The following is a 20,718-nucleotide window of genomic DNA, read 5'->3' on the forward strand; positions in this document are numbered from 1 at the left end:
GGTCCCGATCCCGCTGTTCCGGCCGACCACCCCCACCCCGTCTGAGGGGATGCCGAGCCCCCGGCGCGTCCCCGGAGCGCCCCCGAGTCGCGACGTAGACTCGCCAGCGGCCTGATCGACACGGCACGGAGGAAAGAAGGGAGCAGGCGTGGAACGACCGACTCTGCCTCCCCGCCGTCCCGTGGCATCCGAGGCTCCCACGGCGAAGAAGACGCCGAAGCGTGCGGCCCGAGCCCGGCCCGACCGTACGCCGCGGCCGTCGGCGCCCGAACGCCGCGTCGACGTGCGCGACTGGCTCGGCCGCGTGCGGGTCTCGGGGTTCGTCGTCATCATGCTCGGGCTCGTCGTGCTGGGCACCTTCGTGCTCGTACCCACGGTGGGGACGTACATGGACCAGCGTCAGCAGATCCAGGCGCTCGAGAGCGCGGTGACCATCAGCCAGTCCGAGGTCGAGGATCTGCAGATGCAGCGCGACCGGTGGTCGGACCCCGCGTACATCCGCACGCAGGCCCGCGAGCGGCTGGGCTACACCTTCCCGGGCGAGGTGGTCTACCTCATCGACAACGATCTGCCCGCGTCGGCGACGCCTCAGGAGCAGGACGATGTCAGCGAAGACGTGGGCCAGACGCGGACCGATTGGATGGCGCAGCTGGTGCGCTCGGTCACCGCGTCCGGTGCGGCCCAGGTCGCCGTGCCGACGATCGGCGTGCCCGACCCGACGCCCGCGCCCGACGCTCCCGCACCCTGACGGCATCCGTTCCGCCTTCCGACGCGCGGCGGAGGGGCCGGGTACCCTGGAAGCGATGACTACCGCACCTCTTCCCCCCGCATCCGACGCCGATCTGGCCGTGCTGAAGGCGCAGCTCGGACGCGTTCCCCGCGGAGTCATCGGCATCGCCGCCCGATGCGCGTGCGGTAATCCGACTGTGGTGGCGACCTCGCCCCGTCTCGACGACGGCAGCCCGTTCCCCACGTTCTATTACCTCACCCACCCCGCCGCGACCGCCGCGATGTCGGTGCTCGAGGCCGGGCACGTCATGAAGGAGTTCTCGGACGAGCTCGCCGAGAGCGATGAACTGCAGCTGCAGTACGACGCGGCGCACCAGGCGTATCTCCGCGACCGGGCCGCCTACGGGGAGCCCGATGAGATCGCGGGGATCTCGGCCGGCGGCATGCCCACGCGCGTGAAGTGCCTGCACGCGCTCGCGGGGCACGCGCTCGCGGCCGGTCCGGGCGTGAACCCGATCGGCGACCGAGCTCTGGCGCGCGGTACGTGGTCGCCCGAACGCTGCCAGTGCGAGAGCCCCGGAACCGGCGGATGAAGCGCATCGCCGTCGCTGTGGCATCCGTCATCCTGGTGACGGTGCTGACGGGCGCGACGGCGACGCCCGTCCCGCCCCCGTCGACGACGGCTCCGCAGGCTCCGGCCGGCCCCGTGGCGGAAGACCCGACGGACTCGGTGCGCGCGGCGGAGTACTGGCTCGACCAGTACGGCGTCCGCGAGGCGTGGAAGACCACGCGCGGAGCCGGACAGAAGATCGCCGTCATCGACACCGGTATCGGCCGCGGGCCGGCGGAGTTCAGCGGTGCCGTCGTGGGCGGCATCGACGTCTCGGGCGTGGGGTCGTCCGACGGGCGCACGCCGGTCGGTGCGGTGGATGCCAACCACGGCAGCTGGGTCGCCTCGCTCGCCGCCGCCCGCGGCACCGGGAACGGTCGCGGCATGATCGGCGTCGCGCCCGAGGCCGAGCTGCTGTCGATCTCGGTCGGATTCGGCGCGACGACCTCGAAACCGTTCACCGAGCAGATCGCCGAGGCCATGAAGTGGGCCGTCGACAACGGCGCGACCGTCATCAACCTCTCGCTGACGACCAACACCCTGGACTGGGACCGCAGCTGGGATGAGGCGTTCGAGTACGCCTTCGACAACAACGTCGTCGTCGTGGTGGCGGCCGGCAACCGGGGGAGTGGCACCGACCGGGTCGGCGCACCCGCCACGATCCCGGGCGTGCTGGCCGTGGGCGGTGTCGACCCGGGCGGCGCCGCGAGCAACAGTGCGTCGACGCAGGGCATCACGATCGGCCTCTCCGCCCCGAGCGAGCGGCTGATCGGCGTCTCCGCCGACGGCAGTCTGGTGCAGTGGAACGGCACGAGCGGCGCGGCCCCCATCGTCGCGGGCATCGCCGCGCTGGTGCGTGCCGCGCACCCCGAACTCGACGCCGACAACGTCCTCAACCGCCTGATCCAGACGGCGAAGCCGGCGGCGGGCGCCTCGGCCAAGCCCGACAAGCTGTACGGGTACGGACTGGTGGATGCCGCGGGAGCCGTGTCGTCGAGCCCGGTGGCGAGCGTGAGCGAGAACCCGCTGGGTAGTCTCAAGGAATGGATCCGGCTCTACCGCCGAGCAGACGCCGAGCCCGCTCCCGAGCCCAGCGAGAGCCCGGTCACGATCCCGCCGCTGCCACCCGTCGAGTCGGCACCGCAGGCGAGTTCGCCTCTGCTGCCGTCGCGCGATAGCGTGCTGTACGGGTCGTTGCCGCTCGGTGCTGCCACGCTGGCCGCTATAATGATTGCGCTCGGCGTCAGTGCTGCTGCCCGGCGATCCCGACAGGCACGCACCTCCCGCGAGCCGAGCCGCATCACTAACGAGGAGTCCCTCCCATCGTGACCACTACCGTGCCCAGAATCCTCATCGTCGGTGGGGGCTATGCAGGTTTCTACACCGCGTGGAAGCTCGAGAAGCTCCTCGGTCGAGGCGAAGCCGACGTCACGCTCGTCGACCCGCTGCCGTACATGACGTACCAGCCGTTCCTCCCCGAGGTCGCTGCGGGCGAGATCGAGCCGCGCCACGTCGTGGTCGGCCTTCGTCGCCACCTCAAGCGCACCACGGTCATCGCGGGCAAGGTCACGGGCATCTCGCACGCGACCAAGACGGCGACGATCACCCCGATCGCGGGCGATGAGAGCTACGAGCAGTCCTACGACCAGATCGTCGTGACCGCCGGCGCCGTCTCGCGCACGTTCCCGATCCCCGGCATCGCAGACAACGCCATCGGCCTGAAGACCATCGAAGAGGCCGTCGCCATCCGCGACCGCCTCACCTCGAACTTCGACAAGGCTTCGGTGCTTCCCGCGGGTCCCGAGCGCGACCGTCTGCTGACCGTCGTCGTCGTCGGCGGCGGGTTCGCCGGCATCGAGGTCTTCGCCGAGCTCCGCGCCTACGCGTCGTCGCTGCTCAAGCAGTACCCCACGCTGACGTTCGACGACACGCACTTCCACCTCATCGAGGCGATGGGCCGCATCATGCCCGAGGTGTCGCAGAAGACCAGCGAGTGGGTGCTCGCCGACCTGGCGAAGAAGGGTGCCTTCGTGCACCTCGACACCCAGGTGAAGGGCGCCGTCGACGGCGTCGTCGAGCTGTCGACCGGCGAGAACCTGCCGACCGACCTCATCATCTGGACCGCCGGCGTCATGGCCAACCCCACCGTCGTCCGCGGCGGCGACCTGCCCGTCGAGGAGCGCGGTCGCATCCGCACGCGCCCCGACCTGCGGGTCGGCACCGACGAGGACATCGTCGAGGGTGCCTGGGCCGCCGGTGACGTCTCTGCCGTTCCCGACCTCTCGGGTGGCGGCGTCGGTGGCTTCTGCGTCCCCAACGCGCAGCACGCGGTGCGCCAGGGCAAGCTCATGGCGAAGAACATCGTGGCGGTCCTGCGTGGCGAGGAGCCCAAGCAGTACTTCCACAAGAACCTCGGTGCCGTCGCGGGTCTCGGCCTGTACAACGGCGCATTCCAGTCGGGCAACATCGCCCTGACCGGCCTGATCGCCTGGTTCGCCCACCGCGGCTACCACGGTCTGGCCATGCCCACGTGGGAGCGCAAGTTCCGCGTGATCGGCGACTGGATGCAGAACTTCGTCCACGGCCGTGAGGTCGTGTCGCTCGAGGCCGTGCAGCAGCCTCGCGCAGCCTTCGAGGAGTTCGCCGCCCGTCCGCGTCCCGCCGCTCCCGCGGCCGACGCTCCGGCCCCGGCCGAGAAGAAGGCCGAGCCGGTCGCCGCGAAGTAACACGTGAACGACAGACCCCCGTGCCCGTCGGGTGCGGGGGTCTCGTCGTTCTTCGGATGCCGATTGCAAGGGCTCTGCGGGCGTGGCGTCGTCCGGCGGAGTCCATGGCCGACATGCCGGGACGCGTTATCCGGGCTCGGTGGCCCCCCGGGGTCCGCGGGATGGACCGCGGCGTGCCGCAGCCGCCCCACGATACGGTGGAAGAGGGCCCCCGTAGCCCAATGGCAGAGGCAGGCGACTTAAAATCGCTTCAGTGTGGGTTCGAGTCCCACCGGGGGTACGAGACGGTCCGGGCCGCCTGGATCGACGTGGACTCGATCCAGATCCCCTGGGAGTCCTGAGCACCGCCCGGTCCCCGCCCCACCCCGTAGTTACACTGAAGAGCAATCTCTCGAACGGAAGTGTGGGGACTTATGTGGGAGTGGCTCGTACCGGTCATTGTGATCGTCGGCATCCTGGTGATCGCGGGCATCTACCTCTGGGCCACCTACAACGCGCTCGTCGCGCTGAACGTGCGGGTCGACGAGGCATGGAGCGACATCACGGTGCAGCTCAAGCGGCGTGCCGACCTGCTGCCGAACCTCATCGAGACGGTGAAGGGGTATGCCGCGCACGAGAAGGCGGTGTTCGAGAACGTCACGCGCGCCCGCGCCGAGACGCTGTCGGCGCAGAGCCCCGCTGAGGCCGGCGTCGCAGAGGGACACATGCAGCAGGCGTTGAAGTCGCTGTTCGCCGTCGCCGAGGCCTACCCGCAGCTGCAGGCGAGCCAGAACTTCCTCCAGCTGCAGCACTCGATCGTCGACACCGAAGACAAGATCCAGGCTTCGCGCCGGTTCTACAACGGCGGTGTCCGCGAGCTGAACACCAAGATCAAGGTGTTCCCCAACAACCTGTTCGCCCGCCAGCTCGGTTTCCACGAACGCGAGTTCTTCGAGGTCATCGACGGCGCCGCGATCGCGGAACCACCCCGCGTGCAGTTCTGACCGAACGCGCCCCCTCCGCTCCGGCGGAGGGGGCGTTTCAGTTCAACCGGCCGTCGGGGTGCTCGTGCCGCTCCGCCGCCAGCGCTCCCGCGACGGCGTCCGCCGCGTCGCCCCACCGCGACACGGTCACCCTCTCGAGACCCTGCCAGCGCGCGGCCGCGAGGAGTTCGGCGGCGATGCGCTCCGCGGCATCCGGGGGTGAGGCGGCCTCCCACCACGCCGACTGCACGCGGAGGGCGCTCGCGGCGCGGTCGGCCTTGAGATCGAGTCGACCCACGATGTCGTCACCGACGAGGATCGGGAGCGAGTAGTAGCCGAACCGGCGCTGCGGCGCCGGGGTGTAGATCTCGATGCGATAGTCGAAGTCGAACAGTCGCTCCGCGCGGTCGCGGAACCACACCACCGGGTCGAAGGGCGTCAGGATCGCCGCGGCGTCGATCTTCCGTGGGCGGGCGGCGTCTCGGTGCAGCCACGCCTTGGCGGGACGACCCGCGGTGCTCCAACCCTCGACCTCGACCGGAAGCAGTTCGCCGGCGTCGACGAGATCGCGGATGCCGGCGAGCACGGCGGGCCGATCGCGGATACGCCAGTAATCGGCCAGGTCGGACGCCGTGGCGACGCCGTACGCGACGGCGGCGCGGCGGACGAGCTCGGTGATCGCCTCGGCGCGGGGGACCGCGGTCTCGAGCGCGGACGCGGGCAGCACGTCGGTGGCCAGGGCGTAACGCCGTTCGAAGCCGCGGCGTCCGGCGATCGCCACGTCGCCGAACAACCACAACCGCTCGAGACCGTTCTTGACGTCGTCCCAGCCCCACCAGGCGCCACGGGAGCCGCTGCGCGCGTCGTGGTCGATCTCTGCCGGACGCAAGGGCCCGCGCTCGGCCAACTCGTCGCGCAGCCACTGCAGGAGGGGCTGATTCGCCGCGGCCCAGGCGTCGTGACCGTACTTGCGGCGCATGTCGTCTCGTCGGAACTGCAACAGGGGCCAGTCGTCGACCGAGACCAGGGATGCCACGTGCGCCCAGGATTCGACCCAGCTCGGACGGCGCGAGAACGCCAGCCGGTCGAGCAGAGCGGTGTCGTACGAGCCGAGACGGGCGAACAGCGGCATGTAGTGCGAGCGGGAGAAGACGTTGACGGAGTCGATCTGCAGGATCCGCAGGCGGTGCAGGGCGGCGGTGATCTGGCGCGTGCCGACGGTGGCGGGACGCGGGCGGGCGAAGCCCTGAGCGGCCAGGGCGATGCGGCGCGCGTCGGCGCGACGGAGCGTCGTCGTCATGCTCCCCACGGTAGCCTCGACCACCGACATCCCCTTCCGCCGACGATGCGGGAGGGCGGCGGTAGGCTGACGGGATGAGTGGCACCGATCCCGAACCGCGTGGATCGTTCCTCGACGCCCTCAAACGGCGCACCGTCTCGAGCGACCTCCAGCCTCCGGTCCCGCCGGGCCTACGACAGGCCACCGCTTACGCGTGGCGCCTGCTCGTCATCGCGGCGGCCCTCGCCGTCGTCGTCTTCCTCGTCATCCAGCTGAAGCTCCTCGTCATCCCGCTGCTCGTGGCCATCCTCGTGACGGCGCTGGTGTGGCCGGGCTTCTCGTTCCTCTTGCGCCATCGCTGGCCGAAGTGGCTCGCGATCGTCGTGACGGTGCTCGGCACGATCGCCATCATCTCGGGACTCGTCTGGCTCGCGGTCTGGCAGATCACCCGCCAGTTCGGGTCGGTGCGGGAACGCACCACGCTGGCGGTCGAGCAATTCCGCCAGTACCTCATCGACGGACCCCTCCACCTCAGCGCCCAACAGATCGACGGTGGTCTGCGCCAGGCCGGCTCTTTCCTGCAGCAGCAGGCGGAGGTGCTGTGGACCGGCGCCCTCGCCATCGGCACGACCCTCGGCCACGTGGCGACGGGGGTGCTGCTGACGCTCTTCATCCTGCTCTGCCTCCTCGCCGACGGCGGCGGCATCTGGCGCTGGACGACCAAGCTCTTCCCCCGTGCCGCCCGTTCCGCCGTCGACGGCGCCGGGCGCGCCGGGTGGCGGACCGTCAAGAGCTACGCCCGCACGCAGCTGCTCGTGGCCACCATCGACGCCGTCGGCATCGGTCTCGGCGCTTTCCTGCTCGGCGTCCCGCTCTCCATCCCGATCGGGGTGCTCGTCTTCCTCGGCGCGTTCATCCCGTTCGTCGGGGCGGTGGCGACGGGCGCCCTCGCGGTGTTCATCGCGCTGGTCTACAACGGTCCGCTCATCGCCCTGTTCATGTTGATCGTCGTCTTGGGCGTGCAGCAGGTCGAGAGTCACATCCTCCAGCCGATCCTCATGGGCTCCGCCGTGAAGGTGCACCCGCTGGCCGTCGTGCTGGTCGTCGCCGGTGGTGCGATGATCGGCGGCATCGCCGGTGCCCTGTTCGCCGTCCCGCTGGCGGCGTTCGTCAACGTCGTCGCCGTGTACCTCGCCTCGAAGGCGTGGCGGCACGAGGGTGAAGCCCTGGCATCCCCGGATCTCATCTGGCAGACCGTCCCGCGCGAACGCGCAAGGAGATCATGAACGACACTCCCACCCTTGCCGAGTTCGAGGATGCCGCGCAGGCTCTGCGCGGCATCATCACGCGCACCCCGCTCGACGAATCGCTGCACCTCAGCGAACTGCTCGGTGTGCCCGTCAACCTCAAGCTCGAGAACCTGCAGCGCACCGGTTCGTTCAAGATCCGCGGGGCGACCTACCGCCTGTCGCGCCTGACCGCTGAAGAGCGCGCCCGGGGCGTCGTCGCCGCGTCGGCCGGAAACCACGCCCAGGGTGTGGCACTGGCGGCGCAGCAGCTCGGCATCGCCGCGACCATCTTCATGCCGCTGGGGGTGCCGGTCCCCAAGCTCCTCGCCACGCGCGGCTACGGCGCCGAGGTCATCCTCGAGGGGGCGACCGTCGAGACCCCGCTGCGCCTCGCTGCGGAGTTCGCCGAGCGCACGGGCGCCGTGCTGATCCACCCGTTCGACCACCGCGACATCATCGTGGGCCAGGGAACGCTCGGCCTCGAGCTGGTCGAGGACATGCCCGACCTCGAGACGGTGATCGTCGGCATCGGCGGGGGAGGGCTGGCCGCCGGTGTCGCGGCCGCCGTGAAGGCCCGCGCCGCGGCCGAGGGGCGGCAGGTACGCATCATCGGCGTCCAGGCGCACAACTCCGCCGCCTACCCGTCGTCGCTGGCCGCCGGCTACCCGATGCAGGTTCCGACCACGCCGACCATCGCCGACGGCATCGCCGTGGCGCGTCCCGGCGACCTGCCGTTCGAGCTCATCCGGCAGTACGTCGACGAGGTCGTCACCGTCACCGAGGACGACATCGCGCGGGCGCTCCTGGTGCTGCTGGAGCGCGCGAAACAGGTCGTCGAGCCCGCGGGCGCCGTCGGCGTGGCCGCGATCCTCGCCGGCAAGGTCACGGCCAGCGGCCCCACCGTCACGATCCTGTCGGGCGGCAACATCGACCCGCTCCTGCTGCAGCGGGTCGTGGCGCACGGCCTGTCGGCATCCGGTCGCTACATGTCGCTGCGCATCCCCCTGCCCGACCGCCCCGGGCAGCTCGCCCGCGTGTCGGAGCTGCTGGCCGGTGTCGGCGCGAACGTGATCGAGGTGCTCCACACCCGTCACGGGCAGGGGCTGCAGATCAGCGAGGTCATCCTGCAGCTGAGCGTCGAGACGCGGGGGGCCGAGCATCGCGCGCTCGTGATCTCGACGCTGGAAGACGCCGGGTTCGTGGCGACCGTCGTTCCCGACTGACACTCCGAAGTCGTCGCCCCTGCGGACTCCGTCACACAGGGGCGCACGATGTGCAGCGGGGCGGTCGGCGCACGCCCCGGTGCACATCTCGTGCCCCGGTGCGGCAGACCGGTGCTCGGCGACGGCTACGCCGGCGCGGCGGAGTCGGCGGGCGTCGGCGCGCTCCCCGTACCCGTTCACGCCGCGAGCCGCCCTGCGCCGTGCCCGCATACGCCGCGAGCCGCCTCCCACCCGGGGAAGCGGCTCGTGGGCGACGGAGGCCTACTGGCCCGAGTAGGTCTCGACCTTGACGATCTCGACCGCGATCTCCTTGCCGTTGGGCGCGGTGTAGGAGCCCTTGTCGCCTTCCTTGAGACCGAGGATGGCGGCGCCCAACGGCGATGCCTCGCTGTACACGTCGAGCTCGGAGTCCGCGGCGATCTCGCGGTTGCCGAGCAGGAACTTCTCTTCGCCGCCGGCGATCACGGCCGTCACGACGGTGCCCGACTCCACGACTCCGTGGCTCTCGGGGGCCTCGCCGACCTTGGCATCCTTCAACAGCTGCTGGAGGGTGCGGATACGCGCCTCCTGCTTGCCCTGCTCGTCCTTGGCGGCGTGGTAGCCGCCGTTCTCCTTCAGGTCGCCCTCTTCGCGCGCGGACTCGATGCGCTTCGCGATCTCTTCGCGACCCGTGGTCGAGAGGTGCTCCAGCTCATTGTGGAGCCGGTCGTAGGCGTCTTGCGTGAGGAACGTCACCTGAGCGTCGTTGGACACGGGTACTCCTTCTTCGAGGGGCGAGCGGCGGTCGCGCACAACCGCCGGGCATATGTCGAACGCCCCGGCATCGAGCCGGGGCGCGTCGTGATCCCGCGAGTTTACGGCACCCAGCAGGCGTTGACAAAACCCGTCGTGGCCAGCGAGAGCGTCGGAATCGTCTCCGTGAAAGCGCGCGAATGCTCTTCGGATGCCGGGTACTCCACGACCCGCCACCCGACGGTGCCGTGCTCCTCGTCGCGGGCCTCGAGGGCGCACGCGACGGGTTCGCCGACGGGCGCCGTGATCTGGAAGGTCGCCGAGACGGACCGGTCGTCGATGACCGAGAACCCGGTGTCGGTCGCGGTGACCGACCCGGCGCTGCTGGCGACGGTGGTCCAGCCGAGGTAGCCGATCGCACCGAGGGCCAGCACCGCGACGATCGACCAGCCGAGAAGGCGTCGGCGCGGGGAGCGCGTGCGCCCGTAGCGGTCGTCGAGCAGCTCTTGCGTCGTCATGGTCTCCCCGGGCTTTAGGCTGGAGTTCCAGGCTACGCGCTCCCGCACCGAAGGACTCCATGCTCTCCGTGATCGTCGCCCTCGCGACCACGCCCTCACCGGTGGTGACCCCCGATGAGTCGATCGTCACCCCCGGCCCGCTCGGCTTCGCCGCGATCGCCTTCATCGCGATCGCGGTGTTCCTCCTCGTGTTCGACATGCTGCGTCGCATCCGTCGCGGTCGCTACCGCGAAGAGGTGAACGCCGAGCTGGATGCCGAAGAGCAGGCGCGCGCGGCCGCCGCGGCCAGCGAGACCGACGACGAGGACATCGACCCCACCTCGCCGCGCCGCTGATCCCGCCGGGCACGGTCCCCGGGGAGCATCGTCCAGGTGGAGGCGCGAGCGCGGCACACGCCGCACTCGGGCCACGACGACCGCGGATCCGGAGGCCGTCGGCATCCGGATCCTCCTCGCACCGACGATGACGTCGCCTCCGCCGGCCCGGGGCCGAGCGGCACGGCGGCCGGTCGTCGCGGGAGATGCCGCACTCAGCCGCCGTGGTAGGCGGGCTGCAGCGCGATGAGCAGGCACGCCGTCCAGTGGCAGAGGAACGCCAGCACGGTGCACACGTGGAAGATCTCGTGGAACCCGAAGTGCCCGGGCCACGGGTTGGGCTTCTTCAGCGCGTAGATGATGGCGCCCGCGGTGTACAGCAAGCCGCCGACGACGACCAGGACCATCATCGCGACGTTCGCGGCGAGCAGGTCGCCGAGGTACATCACCGCCGCCCACCCGAGCGCGAGGTACAGCGCGACGTACAGCCAGCGCGGCGCGTTGATCCAGAACACGCGGAACAGGATGCCGAGCACGGCCCCGCCCCAGACGATCGACAGCAGCAGGACGGTCTTCGGTGTCGGCAGCGCCAGCACGGCGATCGGCGTGTAGGTCCCCGCGATGAGCAGCAGGATGTTGGCGTGGTCGATGCGTTTGAGCACTGCCAGCGTCGTCGGCTTCCACCGGAAGCGGTGGTAGAGCGCGGAGTTGCCGAACAGCAGCATGGAGGTCGCCATGAACACGGCGGAGGCCCACTTGGCGGGTCCGCCCTGCGCGACCGCGATCAGGACGATGCCCGCGGCGATGGCGACGGGGAAGGTGCCCGCATGGATCCATCCGCGCCACGTCGGCTTGAGCTCGACCGCGGCACCCACCGCGCCCGCGTCGATGAGGGGGAGCTGGGGCATCTCAGGGCCGTCTGCGGGCGTCGGACGTGTCACATCTCGACACTACGTCCGCTCCCATGCTCCGGGGGGAACATGGCGCCGGTGTTCACCCGTCGCCCCGGCGGCCACACCGACGAACCCGCGTGTGGCGAGCGTCGGACGCGGTAGCGTATGCGGGTGGCGCGCGTGTGGAAGAACGAGGGGCGAGGCCCCCTCTATCGTCTGTACATCTCGCGTCTCCGCCGCCGCATGCCGGCGACCGTGCCGCACCACGTCGCGATGATGATCGACGGCAACCGGCGCTGGGCGCGCCAGCTCGGTTACGACAGCGCCGCCCACGGGCATCGTGCCGGCGCCGCGAAGATGCACGAGTTCCTACGGTGGTGCGACGACCTCGGCATCGAGGTCGTGTCGCTCTATCTGCTGTCGAACGACAACCTCGTCAAACGCGAGAGCAAAGAACTGAAGGACCTGCTCGAGATCATCGCCGAACTCGCCCGCGAGCTGTCGCACGAGCCGAACTGGCGGGTGAAGCACGTGGGGCGCGCACACGGACTGCCGCCCGAGCTCGCCGAGGTGCTCCACGAGGTCACCGAGCGCACGCGCGGCCATAAGGGCCTGCACGTGAACCTCGCGGTCGGGTACGGGGGGCGCAGCGAGATCGTGGATGCCGTGCGCTCCATCATCGCCAAGCACGACGAGTCGGGTGGGTCGTTGGAGGAGCTCGCCGCGAGCCTCACTCCCGAGCAGATCGGCGAGCACCTGTACACGGGCGGTCAGGCCGATCCGGACCTGGTCATCCGCACCTCCGGGGAGCAACGCCTCAGCGACTTCCTCCTCTGGCAGTCCGCGCATTCGGAGTTCTATTTCGTCGAGGCCCTCGGGCCGGATCTGCGCGAGGTCGACTTCCTGCGCGCCATCCGCGACTTCGCGGCGCGCGATCGCCGATTCGGGCAGTAGCCCGCGCGATCGGGCGAGCTCGGGCCCGAAGCCGGTCGAAGGGTCTGCCATTCGCATGGGCGGCACGAGCGGCACGCCCCGAACTACTTTCGTGCGATCGACCGCGCGAACAAGGTGTTCACGAACTCGTCATATTCGCGGCGTGTTAACGACCCTCACCGCTCTCGGAGCATCGTACGGTGAGGACATCGGACACGGAGTCCGATCGAGTCGGCCTTCGGATTGCGACTCGTGACCCACAGGTCGACTCGTGACAACCGGGTGCAGCACCCGGGTCGGGAGTGGGTTGTGGCTACACGAGCACCGTACGACCAGCGTCACGTCGTCGAGAGCACTGAGTCCGAAGCGGGTGCCGATCAGGCGCTCCGCACGTATGTCCTGGACACCTCCGTCCTTCTGAGCGACCCGCGGGCGTTCTTCCGCTTCGCCGAGAACGCGGTGGTGATCCCCGTCGTCGTGATCATGGAACTCGAAGGCAAACGTCACGACCCCGAGATCGGGTACTTCGCCCGCCAGGCTCTGCGGCACCTCGACGAGCTCCGCATCGAGCACGGCCGCCTGGACTTCCCGGTCGCCGTCGGCGACAACGGCTCCCTCCGCGTCGAACTGAACAACACCGACCCCAGCGTCCTGCCCTCGGGCATGCGTACGGGCGGCAACGACAGCCGCATCCTCGCCGTCGCGATGAACATCGCCAAGGACGGCGCCGAGGTGACCGTCGTGTCGAAGGATCTGCCGATGCGCGTCAAGGCGGCATCCCTCGGCCTGAACACCGAGGAGTACCTCGCCGAGCAGGCGATGGACTCCGGGTGGACGGGCATCGCCACCATCGACGTGTCGGGTGACGACCTCGCCGACCTGTACGAGACCGAGGTCGCCGTGAGCGACGTGGTGCGGGGCATGCCGGTCAACACCGGTCTCGTCATCCACTCCGAGCGGGGTTCGGCCCTGGGCCGCGTCACCGGCAAGGGCGAGTACCGTCTCGTCCGCGGCGACCGCGAGGCGTTCGGCCTGCACGGCCGGTCGGCCGAGCAGCGGATCGCGCTCGACCTGCTGCTCGACCCGGAGGTGGGGATCGTCTCGCTCGGTGGGCGAGCCGGAACCGGCAAGTCCGCCCTCGCTCTGTGCGCGGCACTGGAGGCCGTGCTCGAGCGCCAGCAGCAGAAGAAGATCATCGTGTTCCGCCCCCTCTTCGCCGTCGGTGGACAGGAGCTCGGCTACCTCCCGGGCGGCCAGGCCGAGAAGATGGGCCCGTGGGGCCAGGCGGTCTTCGACACGCTCGGTTCGGTCGTCTCGGGCAACGTGCTCGAGGAGGTGCTCGCGCGGGGCATGCTCGAGGTGCTTCCGCTGACGCACATCCGCGGTCGGTCGCTGCACGATGCCTTCGTCATCGTCGACGAGGCGCAGTCGCTCGAACGCAACGTGCTGCTGACCGTCCTCAGCCGCATCGGCCAGAACTCCCGCGTGGTGCTGACCCACGACGTCGGTCAGCGCGACAACCTGCGGGTCGGTCGTCACGACGGCGTCGCGTCGGTCATCGAGACGCTCAAGGGCCACGGTCTGTTCGGCCACGTCACCCTCACACGGTCGGAGCGCTCCGCCATCGCGGCGCTGGTGACCGAGCTGCTGGAGGCCGGGGAGCTGTCGTAAGACCTGACGACGTGGAGGGCCGGGATGCCGTGGCATCCCGGCCCTTCTCGTCGGGGAGTGGCGGGGGGATCAGATGAGAATTTTCTCATCTTCGACTCCCCGGTCTCTCACGAAAACCCGTCAGAGTAGACAACGTCGACGAGGGAAACCTCGTCACCGCTTCGGCGGTTCCCCCATGGAAACAAGAGAACACGTCACGCGCAGGTCACCGCTCTTCGGGTGAGCCGGAAGACCACCGGACGCGTCTCTCCAGAAACCCCCGGTGCCCCCCGCCGGGGGTTTTCGGGGTCTCGGGCGGCGTCTGACTCACTCCCAGCGGTAGCCGGCCCCTCGCACCGTGACGATATGGCCCGACCCGACCTTCGCGCGCAGATACCGCACGTAGACGTCGACGACGTTGGACGACGGGTCGAAGTCCATCCCCCAGACGCGGCTGAGCAGTTGCTCGCGGCTGAGCACCTGCCCCGCGTGTCGCAGGAACTCCTCGGCCAGCGCGAACTCACGGGCGCTCAGATCGATCTCGCGGCCGGCTACCGTCGCGCGACGGGCGAGGATGTCGAGTGAGACGTCGCCGTGGCCGATCGTCATCGGACCTGCCGTGACCGGCTCGCGCAGGCGCGAGCGCACGCGTGCCAGCAGTTCGTCGAACTTGAAGGGTTTCGCGACGTAGTCGTTGGCTCCGGCGTCGAGCCCGTCGACGGTGTCGCGCGTACTCGTGCGCGCGGTGAGCATGATCACCGGGATCGTCGATCCCTGGCCGCGGATGCTCCGCAGCACCTCGAAACCGTCGAGCGAGGGCAGGCCCACGTCGAGCAGCACCAGATCCACCTCGCCGGCGAGCGCCGTGTCGAGCGCCTCCGCACCGTCGTCGACGATCACCGTCTGGTAGCCCGCGGACTCCAGCCCCTTCGCCACGAAGGAGGAGATGCGCTCCTCGTCTTCCGCGATGAGGATGCGGGTCATCCGGTGGCCTCTCTCTGCATGACGACGTCTCCCGCGCGGACGGGCGTGGGGAGTTCGGCCGGCGACTGCGCACCGGCGACGGGGATGTGGAGGACGACCGTGGCGCCGCCGCCGGGGGTGTCGACGACGGCGCAGTGTCCGTCGTGGGCCTTCGCGATGGCATCCACGATCGAGAGACCGAGGCCCGAACCTTCGACACCCCGACGGGTGGACAATCGATCGAAGCGGCGGAACACGCGATGGCGGGCGGCCGGAGGGATGCCGGCGCCGTGATCGCGCACCCACAGGTGGGCGGTGCCGTCGTCGACGGAGCTGCCGATCTCGATGGGACTGCCCTCGGGGGTGTATTTCGCGGCGTTGTCGGCCAGCTGGAGCCAGGCCTGCACCAGACGGTCCGCATCGCCGCGGATACGCGCGCGGGCACGCCGCTCGACGCTCCAGGTGTGGCCCGCGATCGCACCGGCGAGTTCGGCGACGCGGTCGGTGAGCGCGCCGACGTCGATGACGGCGTCCGAGAGCGAACCGGTTTCGATGTCGGCGAGGGCGTCGATATCGTCGACGAGGCGCGAGAGGCGGTCCAGTTCGGCGATGCCGAGGTCGCGCGTCTCGGCGACGTCGTGCGGGTCGGCGGGGTCCATCATCTCGAGGTGGCCGCGCACGATGGTGATGGGTGTCTTCAGCTCGTGCCGCACGTCGTCGAGCAGCTGGCGTTGCGCGTCGACGGACATCGCGAGACGGTCGAGCATGGAGTTGACCGAGGTGGTGAGATCGGAGATCTCGTCGTTGCCGCGGGCGCGCAGCCGGGTGCCCAGGTCGTCGATCGTGATCGCGTCGGCCGTGGCGCGCAGGCGCCGCAGCGGCGAGAACAGGCGGCCGGTGACGAAGTACCCCGCGACGCCGATGAGGATCAGCACCGCCAACGCCGTGATGCCGTAGGTGAGGGTCGAGAGTGTGACGAGTTCCATCCGCTGGTCGACCGAGATGACCTGCACGACGGTGCCGCCGCGCGTCGGAACGGCGGCGTACAGCAGGGGGCCCTGATCGCTGTCGAGGCGGCCCGTGAGACGCCCCTCCGCCACCAGCTGTGCGAGGGATGCCACCAGCTCGGCCTCGTCGGCCACGCGCAGGCCGGGGGGCGAGGGCGTCGCTGCGAGAACCTGACCGTCGGAGAGGGCGATCGTGCCGTCGGTGCGGCCCGGGATGGCCGCCCGCACGAGGTCGGCGGCATCCTGGCCGCTCACGGACACCGTGGCGACGAACCCGTCGAGCTGACGCTGGGCGTTGGCGATCACGCGATCGCTCTGCACGAGGAAGGTGACGCCGCCCGCGAGGATCATGCCGAGCAGCACGACGCCGAGGATCGCACCGAGAAGCCTCCCGCGCGTCGAGACGGGTCTCGTCGCAGGGCTCATCTTCCGATTATGGCGCGCCTCGGCGTCGTGGACGTGCGTGGGGTGCTCAGCCGGGGTGGGTCATCGACAGAAGATCGAGCTTGGCGTCGAGCACCTCTTCGGTGATCTCGCCGCGTTCGACGTAGCCGAGGTCGACGACGGCCTCGCGCACGGTGATGCCCTTCGCGACGGAGTGCTTGGCGATCTTGGCGGCTGCCTCGTAGCCGATGACCTTGTTCAGGGGCGTGACGATCGAGGGCGACATGCCGGCGAAGGCCTCGGCGCGGGCCACGTTGGCTTCGAGGCCGTCGATGGTCTTGTCGGCGAGTACCCGCATGGCGTTGGAGAGCAGGCGGATGGACTCCAGCAGCGCCGTGCCCATGACGGGGATGGCGACGTTGAGCTCGAACGAGCCCGAGGCGCCGGCCCAGGCGACGGTCGCGTCGTTGCCGATGACGCGCGCGCAGACCATCAGGGTCGCTTCGGGGACGACCGGGTTGACCTTGCCGGGCATGATCGAGGATCCGGGCTGCAGGTCGGGGATGTGCAGCTCGCCGAGACCCGTGTTCGGTCCCGAGCCCATCCAGCGGATGTCGTTGTTGATCTTGGTGAGCGAGACCGCGATGGTGCGGAGCGCGCCGGACGCCTCGACGAGTCCGTCGCGGTTGGCCTGGGCCTCGAAGTGGTCCTTCGCCTCGGTGATCGGCAGCTCGGTCTCGGCCGCGAGCAGCTCGATGACCTTCTGCGGGAAGCCCAGGGGGGTGTTGATGCCGGTACCGACCGCGGTGCCGCCGAGGGGCACCTCGCCGACGCGGGGGAGCACCGCCTGCACCCGCTCGATGCCCAGGCGCATCTGACGGGCGTATCCGCCGAACTCCTGGCCGAGGGTGACGGGGGTGGCATCCATGAGGTGGGTGCGACCCGACTTCACGATGCCCTTCCACGCGTGGGCCTTGGTCTCGAGCGCCGTCGAGAGGTGCTCGAGGGCAGGGATGAGGTCGGTGATCAGGGCCTGCGTGACGGCGATGTGCACCGAGGTAGGGAACACGTCGTTCGAGGACTGCGAGGCGTTCACGTGGTCGTTGGGGTGAACGGTCGAACCGAGGATGCCGGTCGCCAGCGTCGCGAGCACCTCGTTCATGTTCATGTTCGACGAGGTGCCGCTGCCGGTCTGGTACGTGTCGACGGGGAACTGCGCGTCGTGGCGGCCGGTGACGACCTCGTCGGCGGCCTGCGCGATGGCATCCGCGATCTGCCCGTCGAGGGTGCCGAGTTCTTTGTTGGCGAGGGCGGCGGCCTTCTTGATGCGCGCGAGGGCGGCGATCTGCGTCGATTCGAGCCCGGACCCGGAGATGGGGAAGTTCTCGACGGCGCGCTGCGTCTGCGCGGCGTAGAGGGCGTCCTTGGGCACCCGCACTTCACCCATGGTGTCGTGTTCGATGCGGTACTCGATGTCGGTCACGTCGTCGTTCCTCCAGGTCGGTGTTCGGTGGTTCTCAGCTGCGGGCGGGTTCGACGCGCTCGTCGACCACGTCGCCCACGATGACGACGGGGAACGCGGCTCCCTCGTCGAGACGGTAATTGGCGCCCACGACGGCGGTACGGCCCTCGGCCACCGCTTCGCTGATGAGTTCGGAGGCGCGCAGCAACTCGGCCACCGTGTGGCGCAGGTGCTCGCGACCGACCTGCTCGGGGTCCACGTGCTCGGGCAGTCGCCCGTCGACCGCGCTCGCCCGCTGCACGCGGCGCACGGCCGGCACGATGGGGGCGATCTGACGCCAGATGTAGGCCGGCAGGGTCGGGGCGTCAGGGCCGGTGCTGTCGATCGCGGCCCCCACGGCGCCGCAGGCGTCGTGCGCGAGGACCACGATGAGCGGCACCTCGAGCACTCCCACGGCGTACTCGAGGCTGCCGATGACCGAATCCGAGATGACCTGACCGGCGTTGCGCACGACGAACAGGTCGCCGAGCCCCTCGTCGAAGATGATCTCGGCGGCCAGGCGCGAGTCGGAGCAGCCGAACAGTGCCGCGGTCGGGTGCTGCGAGCTCGCGAGTTCGGTGCGACGCTCTACGTCTTGCCGGGGGTGGGCGGGGGTGCCCGCGACGAATCGCCGGTTCCCCTCCACCATCTGCTGCCACACCTGACGGGGGGTCATGCGCTCGCTCACGGGACCTCTCTCAACTGCTCGACCTGAGCGGTGACGGATGCGGCCGCCAAGGCCGCCGTCTCGGGGGCTGCATCGCCGTAGACCAGCACGTAATCGGGGCCGGCCGCGGTGGCCAGGGCGTAGTCGATGTTGCCCGTGCCCGACGGGTTGGCGGGGCGGTAGACGTTCCAGGTGATGCCGTCGATCTCGGTGGTCTCGGAGCTGCGGGTGCCGTCGAGCACCTGACCGACCCACGCCTCATCGGCGTCGAAACCCTGAGCGACGCGCAGGAAACCCGACTCGCCCGAGCGGACGTAGACCATGGTCCACGCCTCGGTTCCCCCGACCCCCTCGACGGTGGCCTGATTCACTCGCCACCCCTCGCCCAGCGAGGGCGACAGCACGGGGCGCCCGCGCTCGGCCTCGAGGTCGGCGGCCAGAGCCGGCACGTCGGGCGCGGGCCGCGGGGCCGGTTCGCCCCGGGGGACCGCCGCGATGACGACGACGACGACGGCGATGATCACGAGCAGGGCGGCGATCAGATTGCGGAACGTCTTGCTCGAGCGGTAGCGACGCGACGACTCGGCTTTGCGGTCGGCCGTCTCTTGAGGGGTCTCGGGGCGGCCGAGGTGCGCGACGACGCGGGCCATCAGTCGTCTCCCTCGCCACGGGCGGCGTCGAGCCGGCGTTTCGCACCGAGCAACCACTCTTCGCAGCGGGCGTACAGCTTCTCGCCGCGCTCCCAGAGGGCCAGGGATTCTTCGAGCGTCGGTGCGCCCTGCTCCAGCTCGGCGACGACGCGCACGAGCTCGTCGCGAGCCTGCTCGAACGAGAGGGACGCGACGTCGGCGGCGGAGCCGGGGGTCGTCGCGGTCATGGCATCCATTCTAGGCGGGACCCGCCGACACCCCGTCGCCGGTTGCCTCGGCGTCGAGGGGTCGTTCCGCGGATGCGGGCGCATCGGTGCGCGTCGCCGCGTCCGGCTGCGGGTCTCCGGCCCCGTCCGCGCTCGCCGCTTCGTGCGCGACGGCGTCGGGGACGGCTCCCTCGGAGCGGGCGGCGATGCTGCCCTGTTCGACCGTCACGCGCAGGACGGTCCCCGCCGGGGCAGCGGCCGCGTCTCGCAGGACGGAGCCGTCGGGCAGCTGTGCGATCGCGTATCCGCGGGCCAGCGTCGCGAGCGGGGAGAGCGCGCGGAGCCCCGCGCCGAGCTCGCTCGTGCGACGCCGCTCACCCTCGATGCGGCGGTCGACGATGTCGCGGCCGCGGTTCGACAGCATCCACAGCTCCTGAGCCCGTGCGGTGAGCATCGAGTGGGGCGTTCGCAGCGCCGGGCGCGAGCGCACCTGCTCGAGCTGGGCGATGTCGTGCAGCACACGCTGGGTCAGGCGGCCCGTCAGTCGTGCGCGCAGCTGCGCCACCAGCGCCCGCTGCTCGCTGACGTCGGGGACGACGCGCTTGGCGGCGTCGGTGGGCGTCGAGGCGCGGACGTCGGCGACGTCGTCGAGAAGGGGGCGGTCGTTCTCGTGCCCGATGGCGCTGACGACCGGAGTGGATGCCGCGGCCACCGCGCGCAGCAGCCGCTCGTCGCTGAAGCCGAGCAGCGTCTGCGGGTCGCCGCCGCCGCGCGCGATCACGATCACGTCGACGTCGGGGTCGGCATCCAGCGCCTTCAGCGCCGCGATCGTCTCGGGGACGCACCGCTCACCCTGCACGGCGGCGTGCTTCGTGCGGAAGCGCACCCGCGGCCAACGCAACTCCGCGTTGCGGTGCACGTCTTTCTCGGCGTCCGAGTTCTCGCCCGTGATGAGGCCGATGCAGTGGGGGAGGAAGGGCAGCTTCTTCTTGCGGACCGGGTCGAAGAGGCCCTCCGACCGCAACTGCACGCGCAGGGCCTCGAGGCGCTCGAGCTGTTCGCCGAGACCGACGTGGCGCATCGCCGAGATCGAGAACGAGAAGTCGCCGGTGCGGGGGAAGTAGTCGGCCTTGACGCACGCCACGACGTGGTCGCCCACCTTGAGGTCTTTCGGCAGACGGTTCAGCGTGCTCGACCAGATGCGGAACGCCACGGTCGACTCGGTTCCGAGGTCTTTCAGGCGCCCGAACACGTTCCCGCCGCGGCGGTTGAAGGAGGTGATCTCGCCCTCGACCCACACCGACCCCCAGCGCTCGATGAAGCCGCGGATCGTGTCGTTGAGGCGGGAGACCGAGGTGGGGGCGTCGGTGCGGGAGTCGCGAGGGTGCACGCTGTCGGCGGGCGGTGCCTGCCCCGCGACGGTCTCGGGCTGGAAGGAGGTCATGTCACTCGCGGGGATGCGCGTCGTCGGCGGGGGCCGCG

21 protein-coding genes and 1 tRNA gene are annotated in these 20,718 nt (G+C 70.3%); 11 read left to right on the plus strand and 11 right to left on the minus strand.

Going from position 1 to position 20,718, the window contains the following annotated elements:
• The first annotated feature begins 148 nt into the window (after positions 1–148).
• The 6 genes from QRO03_RS07600 (at position 149) to QRO03_RS07625 (ending at position 5,048) form a co-directional block, all read left to right on the plus strand.
• Positions 149–748 carry an FtsB family cell division protein gene (locus QRO03_RS07600; protein WP_285136927.1) on the plus strand — a complete coding sequence of 200 codons (600 nt, stop codon included), beginning with the start codon at positions 149–151 and terminating at the stop codon, positions 746–748.
• 55 nt (positions 749–803) lie between these two features.
• Entirely contained in the window at positions 804–1,322 is a 519-nt protein-coding gene (locus tag QRO03_RS07605) for a DUF501 domain-containing protein (protein WP_285136928.1), read from the plus strand.
• A complete protein-coding gene (locus QRO03_RS07610; RefSeq protein WP_285136929.1) occupies positions 1,319–2,668 on the plus strand; it encodes a S8 family peptidase in 1,350 nt (449 codons plus the stop codon). The genes QRO03_RS07605 and QRO03_RS07610 overlap by 4 nt, the downstream gene beginning before the upstream one ends.
• A gap of 8 nt (positions 2,669–2,676) precedes the next feature.
• Positions 2,677–4,065, plus strand: a complete 1,389-nt coding sequence (locus QRO03_RS07615; protein WP_285136930.1) for an NAD(P)/FAD-dependent oxidoreductase — start codon at positions 2,677–2,679, stop codon at positions 4,063–4,065.
• 207 nt (positions 4,066–4,272) lie between these two features.
• Positions 4,273–4,345 (plus strand) — tRNA-Leu (locus QRO03_RS07620).
• Between the two features lie 133 nt (positions 4,346–4,478).
• The gene (locus tag QRO03_RS07625) at positions 4,479–5,048 is read left to right on the plus strand and encodes a LemA family protein (RefSeq protein ID WP_094734002.1); all 570 of its coding nucleotides are present in this window, start codon (positions 4,479–4,481) and stop codon (positions 5,046–5,048) included.
• Between the two features lie 37 nt (positions 5,049–5,085).
• Here QRO03_RS07625 and QRO03_RS07630 read toward each other — a convergent pair whose 3' ends face one another.
• Positions 5,086–6,327, minus strand: a complete 1,242-nt coding sequence (locus QRO03_RS07630) for a winged helix-turn-helix domain-containing protein (RefSeq protein WP_285136931.1) — start codon at positions 6,325–6,327, stop codon at positions 5,086–5,088.
• Between the two features lie 74 nt (positions 6,328–6,401).
• Here QRO03_RS07630 and QRO03_RS07635 point away from each other — a divergent pair, with 74 nt between their 5' ends.
• Both QRO03_RS07635 and ilvA read left to right on the plus strand, forming a co-directional pair.
• Positions 6,402–7,592 (plus strand): AI-2E family transporter, encoded by a 1,191-nt coding sequence (locus tag QRO03_RS07635; RefSeq protein ID WP_285136932.1) that lies wholly within the window; start codon positions 6,402–6,404, stop codon positions 7,590–7,592.
• Positions 7,589–8,818: a threonine ammonia-lyase gene (gene ilvA / locus QRO03_RS07640; RefSeq protein WP_183420125.1), complete on the plus strand. Its 1,230-nt coding sequence runs from the start codon at positions 7,589–7,591 to the stop codon at positions 8,816–8,818. The genes QRO03_RS07635 and ilvA overlap by 4 nt, the downstream gene beginning before the upstream one ends.
• Before the next feature lie 261 nt (positions 8,819–9,079).
• On the opposite strand, the gene greA is transcribed toward ilvA, so the two are convergent.
• Positions 9,080–9,571: a transcription elongation factor GreA gene (gene greA / locus QRO03_RS07645; protein ID WP_243223212.1), complete on the minus strand. Its 492-nt coding sequence runs from the start codon at positions 9,569–9,571 to the stop codon at positions 9,080–9,082.
• A gap of 101 nt (positions 9,572–9,672) precedes the next feature.
• Positions 9,673–10,068, minus strand: a complete 396-nt coding sequence (locus QRO03_RS07650; RefSeq protein ID WP_285136933.1) for a DUF4307 domain-containing protein — start codon at positions 10,066–10,068, stop codon at positions 9,673–9,675.
• Between the two features lie 59 nt (positions 10,069–10,127).
• On the opposite strand from QRO03_RS07650, the gene QRO03_RS07655 reads away from it, so the two are divergent.
• Positions 10,128–10,403, plus strand: a complete 276-nt coding sequence (locus QRO03_RS07655) for a hypothetical protein (RefSeq protein ID WP_285136934.1) — start codon at positions 10,128–10,130, stop codon at positions 10,401–10,403.
• Between the two features lie 194 nt (positions 10,404–10,597).
• On the opposite strand, the gene trhA is transcribed toward QRO03_RS07655, so the two are convergent.
• Positions 10,598–11,290 carry a PAQR family membrane homeostasis protein TrhA gene (trhA, locus tag QRO03_RS07660; RefSeq protein WP_285136935.1) on the minus strand — a complete coding sequence of 231 codons (693 nt, stop codon included), beginning with the start codon at positions 11,288–11,290 and terminating at the stop codon, positions 10,598–10,600.
• A gap of 150 nt (positions 11,291–11,440) precedes the next feature.
• On the opposite strand from trhA, the gene QRO03_RS07665 reads away from it, so the two are divergent.
• Positions 11,441–12,229 (plus strand): isoprenyl transferase, encoded by a 789-nt coding sequence (locus QRO03_RS07665; protein ID WP_285136936.1) that lies wholly within the window; start codon positions 11,441–11,443, stop codon positions 12,227–12,229.
• 288 nt (positions 12,230–12,517) lie between these two features.
• Positions 12,518–13,879 carry an RNA 5'-3' helicase PhoH2 gene (gene phoH2, locus QRO03_RS07670; protein ID WP_285136937.1) on the plus strand — a complete coding sequence of 454 codons (1,362 nt, stop codon included), beginning with the start codon at positions 12,518–12,520 and terminating at the stop codon, positions 13,877–13,879.
• 306 nt (positions 13,880–14,185) lie between these two features.
• On the opposite strand, the gene QRO03_RS07675 is transcribed toward phoH2, so the two are convergent.
• The 7 genes from QRO03_RS07675 to xseA are packed head-to-tail and all read right to left on the minus strand — an operon-like array spanning position 14,186 to position 20,680.
• Positions 14,186–14,842, minus strand: coding sequence for a response regulator transcription factor (locus QRO03_RS07675; RefSeq protein WP_285136938.1), 657 nt, complete (start codon positions 14,840–14,842; stop codon positions 14,186–14,188).
• On the minus strand, positions 14,839–16,254 hold the full coding sequence (locus QRO03_RS07680) for a sensor histidine kinase (protein WP_285136939.1): 1,416 nt from the start codon (positions 16,252–16,254) through the stop codon (positions 14,839–14,841). Before QRO03_RS07680 ends, QRO03_RS07675 begins: the two co-directional genes overlap by 4 nt.
• Positions 16,255–16,300: 46 nt before the next feature.
• The gene (locus QRO03_RS07685) at positions 16,301–17,695 is read right to left on the minus strand and encodes a class II fumarate hydratase (protein ID WP_285136940.1); all 1,395 of its coding nucleotides are present in this window, start codon (positions 17,693–17,695) and stop codon (positions 16,301–16,303) included.
• A 34-nt stretch (positions 17,696–17,729) separates the two neighbouring features.
• Positions 17,730–18,401 carry a carbonic anhydrase gene (locus tag QRO03_RS07690; RefSeq protein ID WP_502883016.1) on the minus strand — a complete coding sequence of 224 codons (672 nt, stop codon included), beginning with the start codon at positions 18,399–18,401 and terminating at the stop codon, positions 17,730–17,732.
• Positions 18,398–19,030 (minus strand): DUF4245 family protein, encoded by a 633-nt coding sequence (locus tag QRO03_RS07695; RefSeq protein WP_285136941.1) that lies wholly within the window; start codon positions 19,028–19,030, stop codon positions 18,398–18,400. Before QRO03_RS07695 ends, QRO03_RS07690 begins: the two co-directional genes overlap by 4 nt.
• Positions 19,030–19,257, minus strand: coding sequence for an exodeoxyribonuclease VII small subunit (locus QRO03_RS07700; protein ID WP_176776630.1), 228 nt, complete (start codon positions 19,255–19,257; stop codon positions 19,030–19,032). The genes QRO03_RS07695 and QRO03_RS07700 overlap by 1 nt, the downstream gene beginning before the upstream one ends.
• A gap of 10 nt (positions 19,258–19,267) precedes the next feature.
• Positions 19,268–20,680, minus strand: coding sequence for an exodeoxyribonuclease VII large subunit (gene xseA / locus QRO03_RS07705; protein ID WP_285136942.1), 1,413 nt, complete (start codon positions 20,678–20,680; stop codon positions 19,268–19,270).
• Between the last annotated feature and the right edge of the window lie 38 nt (positions 20,681–20,718).

The sequence above is a fragment of the Microbacterium sp. lyk4-40-TSB-66 genome (genome assembly GCF_030209475.1).
In the GTDB taxonomy this organism is placed as follows: Bacteria; Actinomycetota; Actinomycetes; order Actinomycetales; family Microbacteriaceae; genus Microbacterium.

What these genes read in the sequence shown, in the direction of transcription:
- QRO03_RS07605 (WP_285136928.1), top strand. Translation starts at nt 804, where the DNA reads ATGACTACCGCACCTCTTCCCCCCGCATCCGACGCCGATCTGGCCGTG.
- QRO03_RS07610 (WP_285136929.1), top strand. Translation starts at nt 1,319, where the DNA reads ATGAAGCGCATCGCCGTCGCTGTGGCATCCGTCATCCTGGTGACGGTG.
- QRO03_RS07625 (WP_094734002.1), top strand. Translation starts at nt 4,479, where the DNA reads ATGTGGGAGTGGCTCGTACCGGTCATTGTGATCGTCGGCATCCTGGTG.
- QRO03_RS07630 (WP_285136931.1), bottom strand. Translation starts at nt 6,327, where the DNA reads ATGACGACGACGCTCCGTCGCGCCGACGCGCGCCGCATCGCCCTGGCC.
- QRO03_RS07635 (WP_285136932.1), top strand. Translation starts at nt 6,402, where the DNA reads ATGAGTGGCACCGATCCCGAACCGCGTGGATCGTTCCTCGACGCCCTC.
- ilvA (WP_183420125.1), top strand. Translation starts at nt 7,589, where the DNA reads ATGAACGACACTCCCACCCTTGCCGAGTTCGAGGATGCCGCGCAGGCT.
- QRO03_RS07650 (WP_285136933.1), bottom strand. Translation starts at nt 10,068, where the DNA reads ATGACGACGCAAGAGCTGCTCGACGACCGCTACGGGCGCACGCGCTCC.
- QRO03_RS07655 (WP_285136934.1), top strand. Translation starts at nt 10,128, where the DNA reads ATGCTCTCCGTGATCGTCGCCCTCGCGACCACGCCCTCACCGGTGGTG.
- trhA (WP_285136935.1), bottom strand. Translation starts at nt 11,290, where the DNA reads ATGCCCCAGCTCCCCCTCATCGACGCGGGCGCGGTGGGTGCCGCGGTC.
- QRO03_RS07665 (WP_285136936.1), top strand. Translation starts at nt 11,441, where the DNA reads ATGCGGGTGGCGCGCGTGTGGAAGAACGAGGGGCGAGGCCCCCTCTAT.
- QRO03_RS07675 (WP_285136938.1), bottom strand. Translation starts at nt 14,842, where the DNA reads ATGACCCGCATCCTCATCGCGGAAGACGAGGAGCGCATCTCCTCCTTC.
- QRO03_RS07680 (WP_285136939.1), bottom strand. Translation starts at nt 16,254, where the DNA reads ATGAGCCCTGCGACGAGACCCGTCTCGACGCGCGGGAGGCTTCTCGGT.
- QRO03_RS07695 (WP_285136941.1), bottom strand. Translation starts at nt 19,030, where the DNA reads ATGGCCCGCGTCGTCGCGCACCTCGGCCGCCCCGAGACCCCTCAAGAG.
- QRO03_RS07700 (WP_176776630.1), bottom strand. Translation starts at nt 19,257, where the DNA reads ATGACCGCGACGACCCCCGGCTCCGCCGCCGACGTCGCGTCCCTCTCG.
- xseA (WP_285136942.1), bottom strand. Translation starts at nt 20,680, where the DNA reads ATGACCTCCTTCCAGCCCGAGACCGTCGCGGGGCAGGCACCGCCCGCC.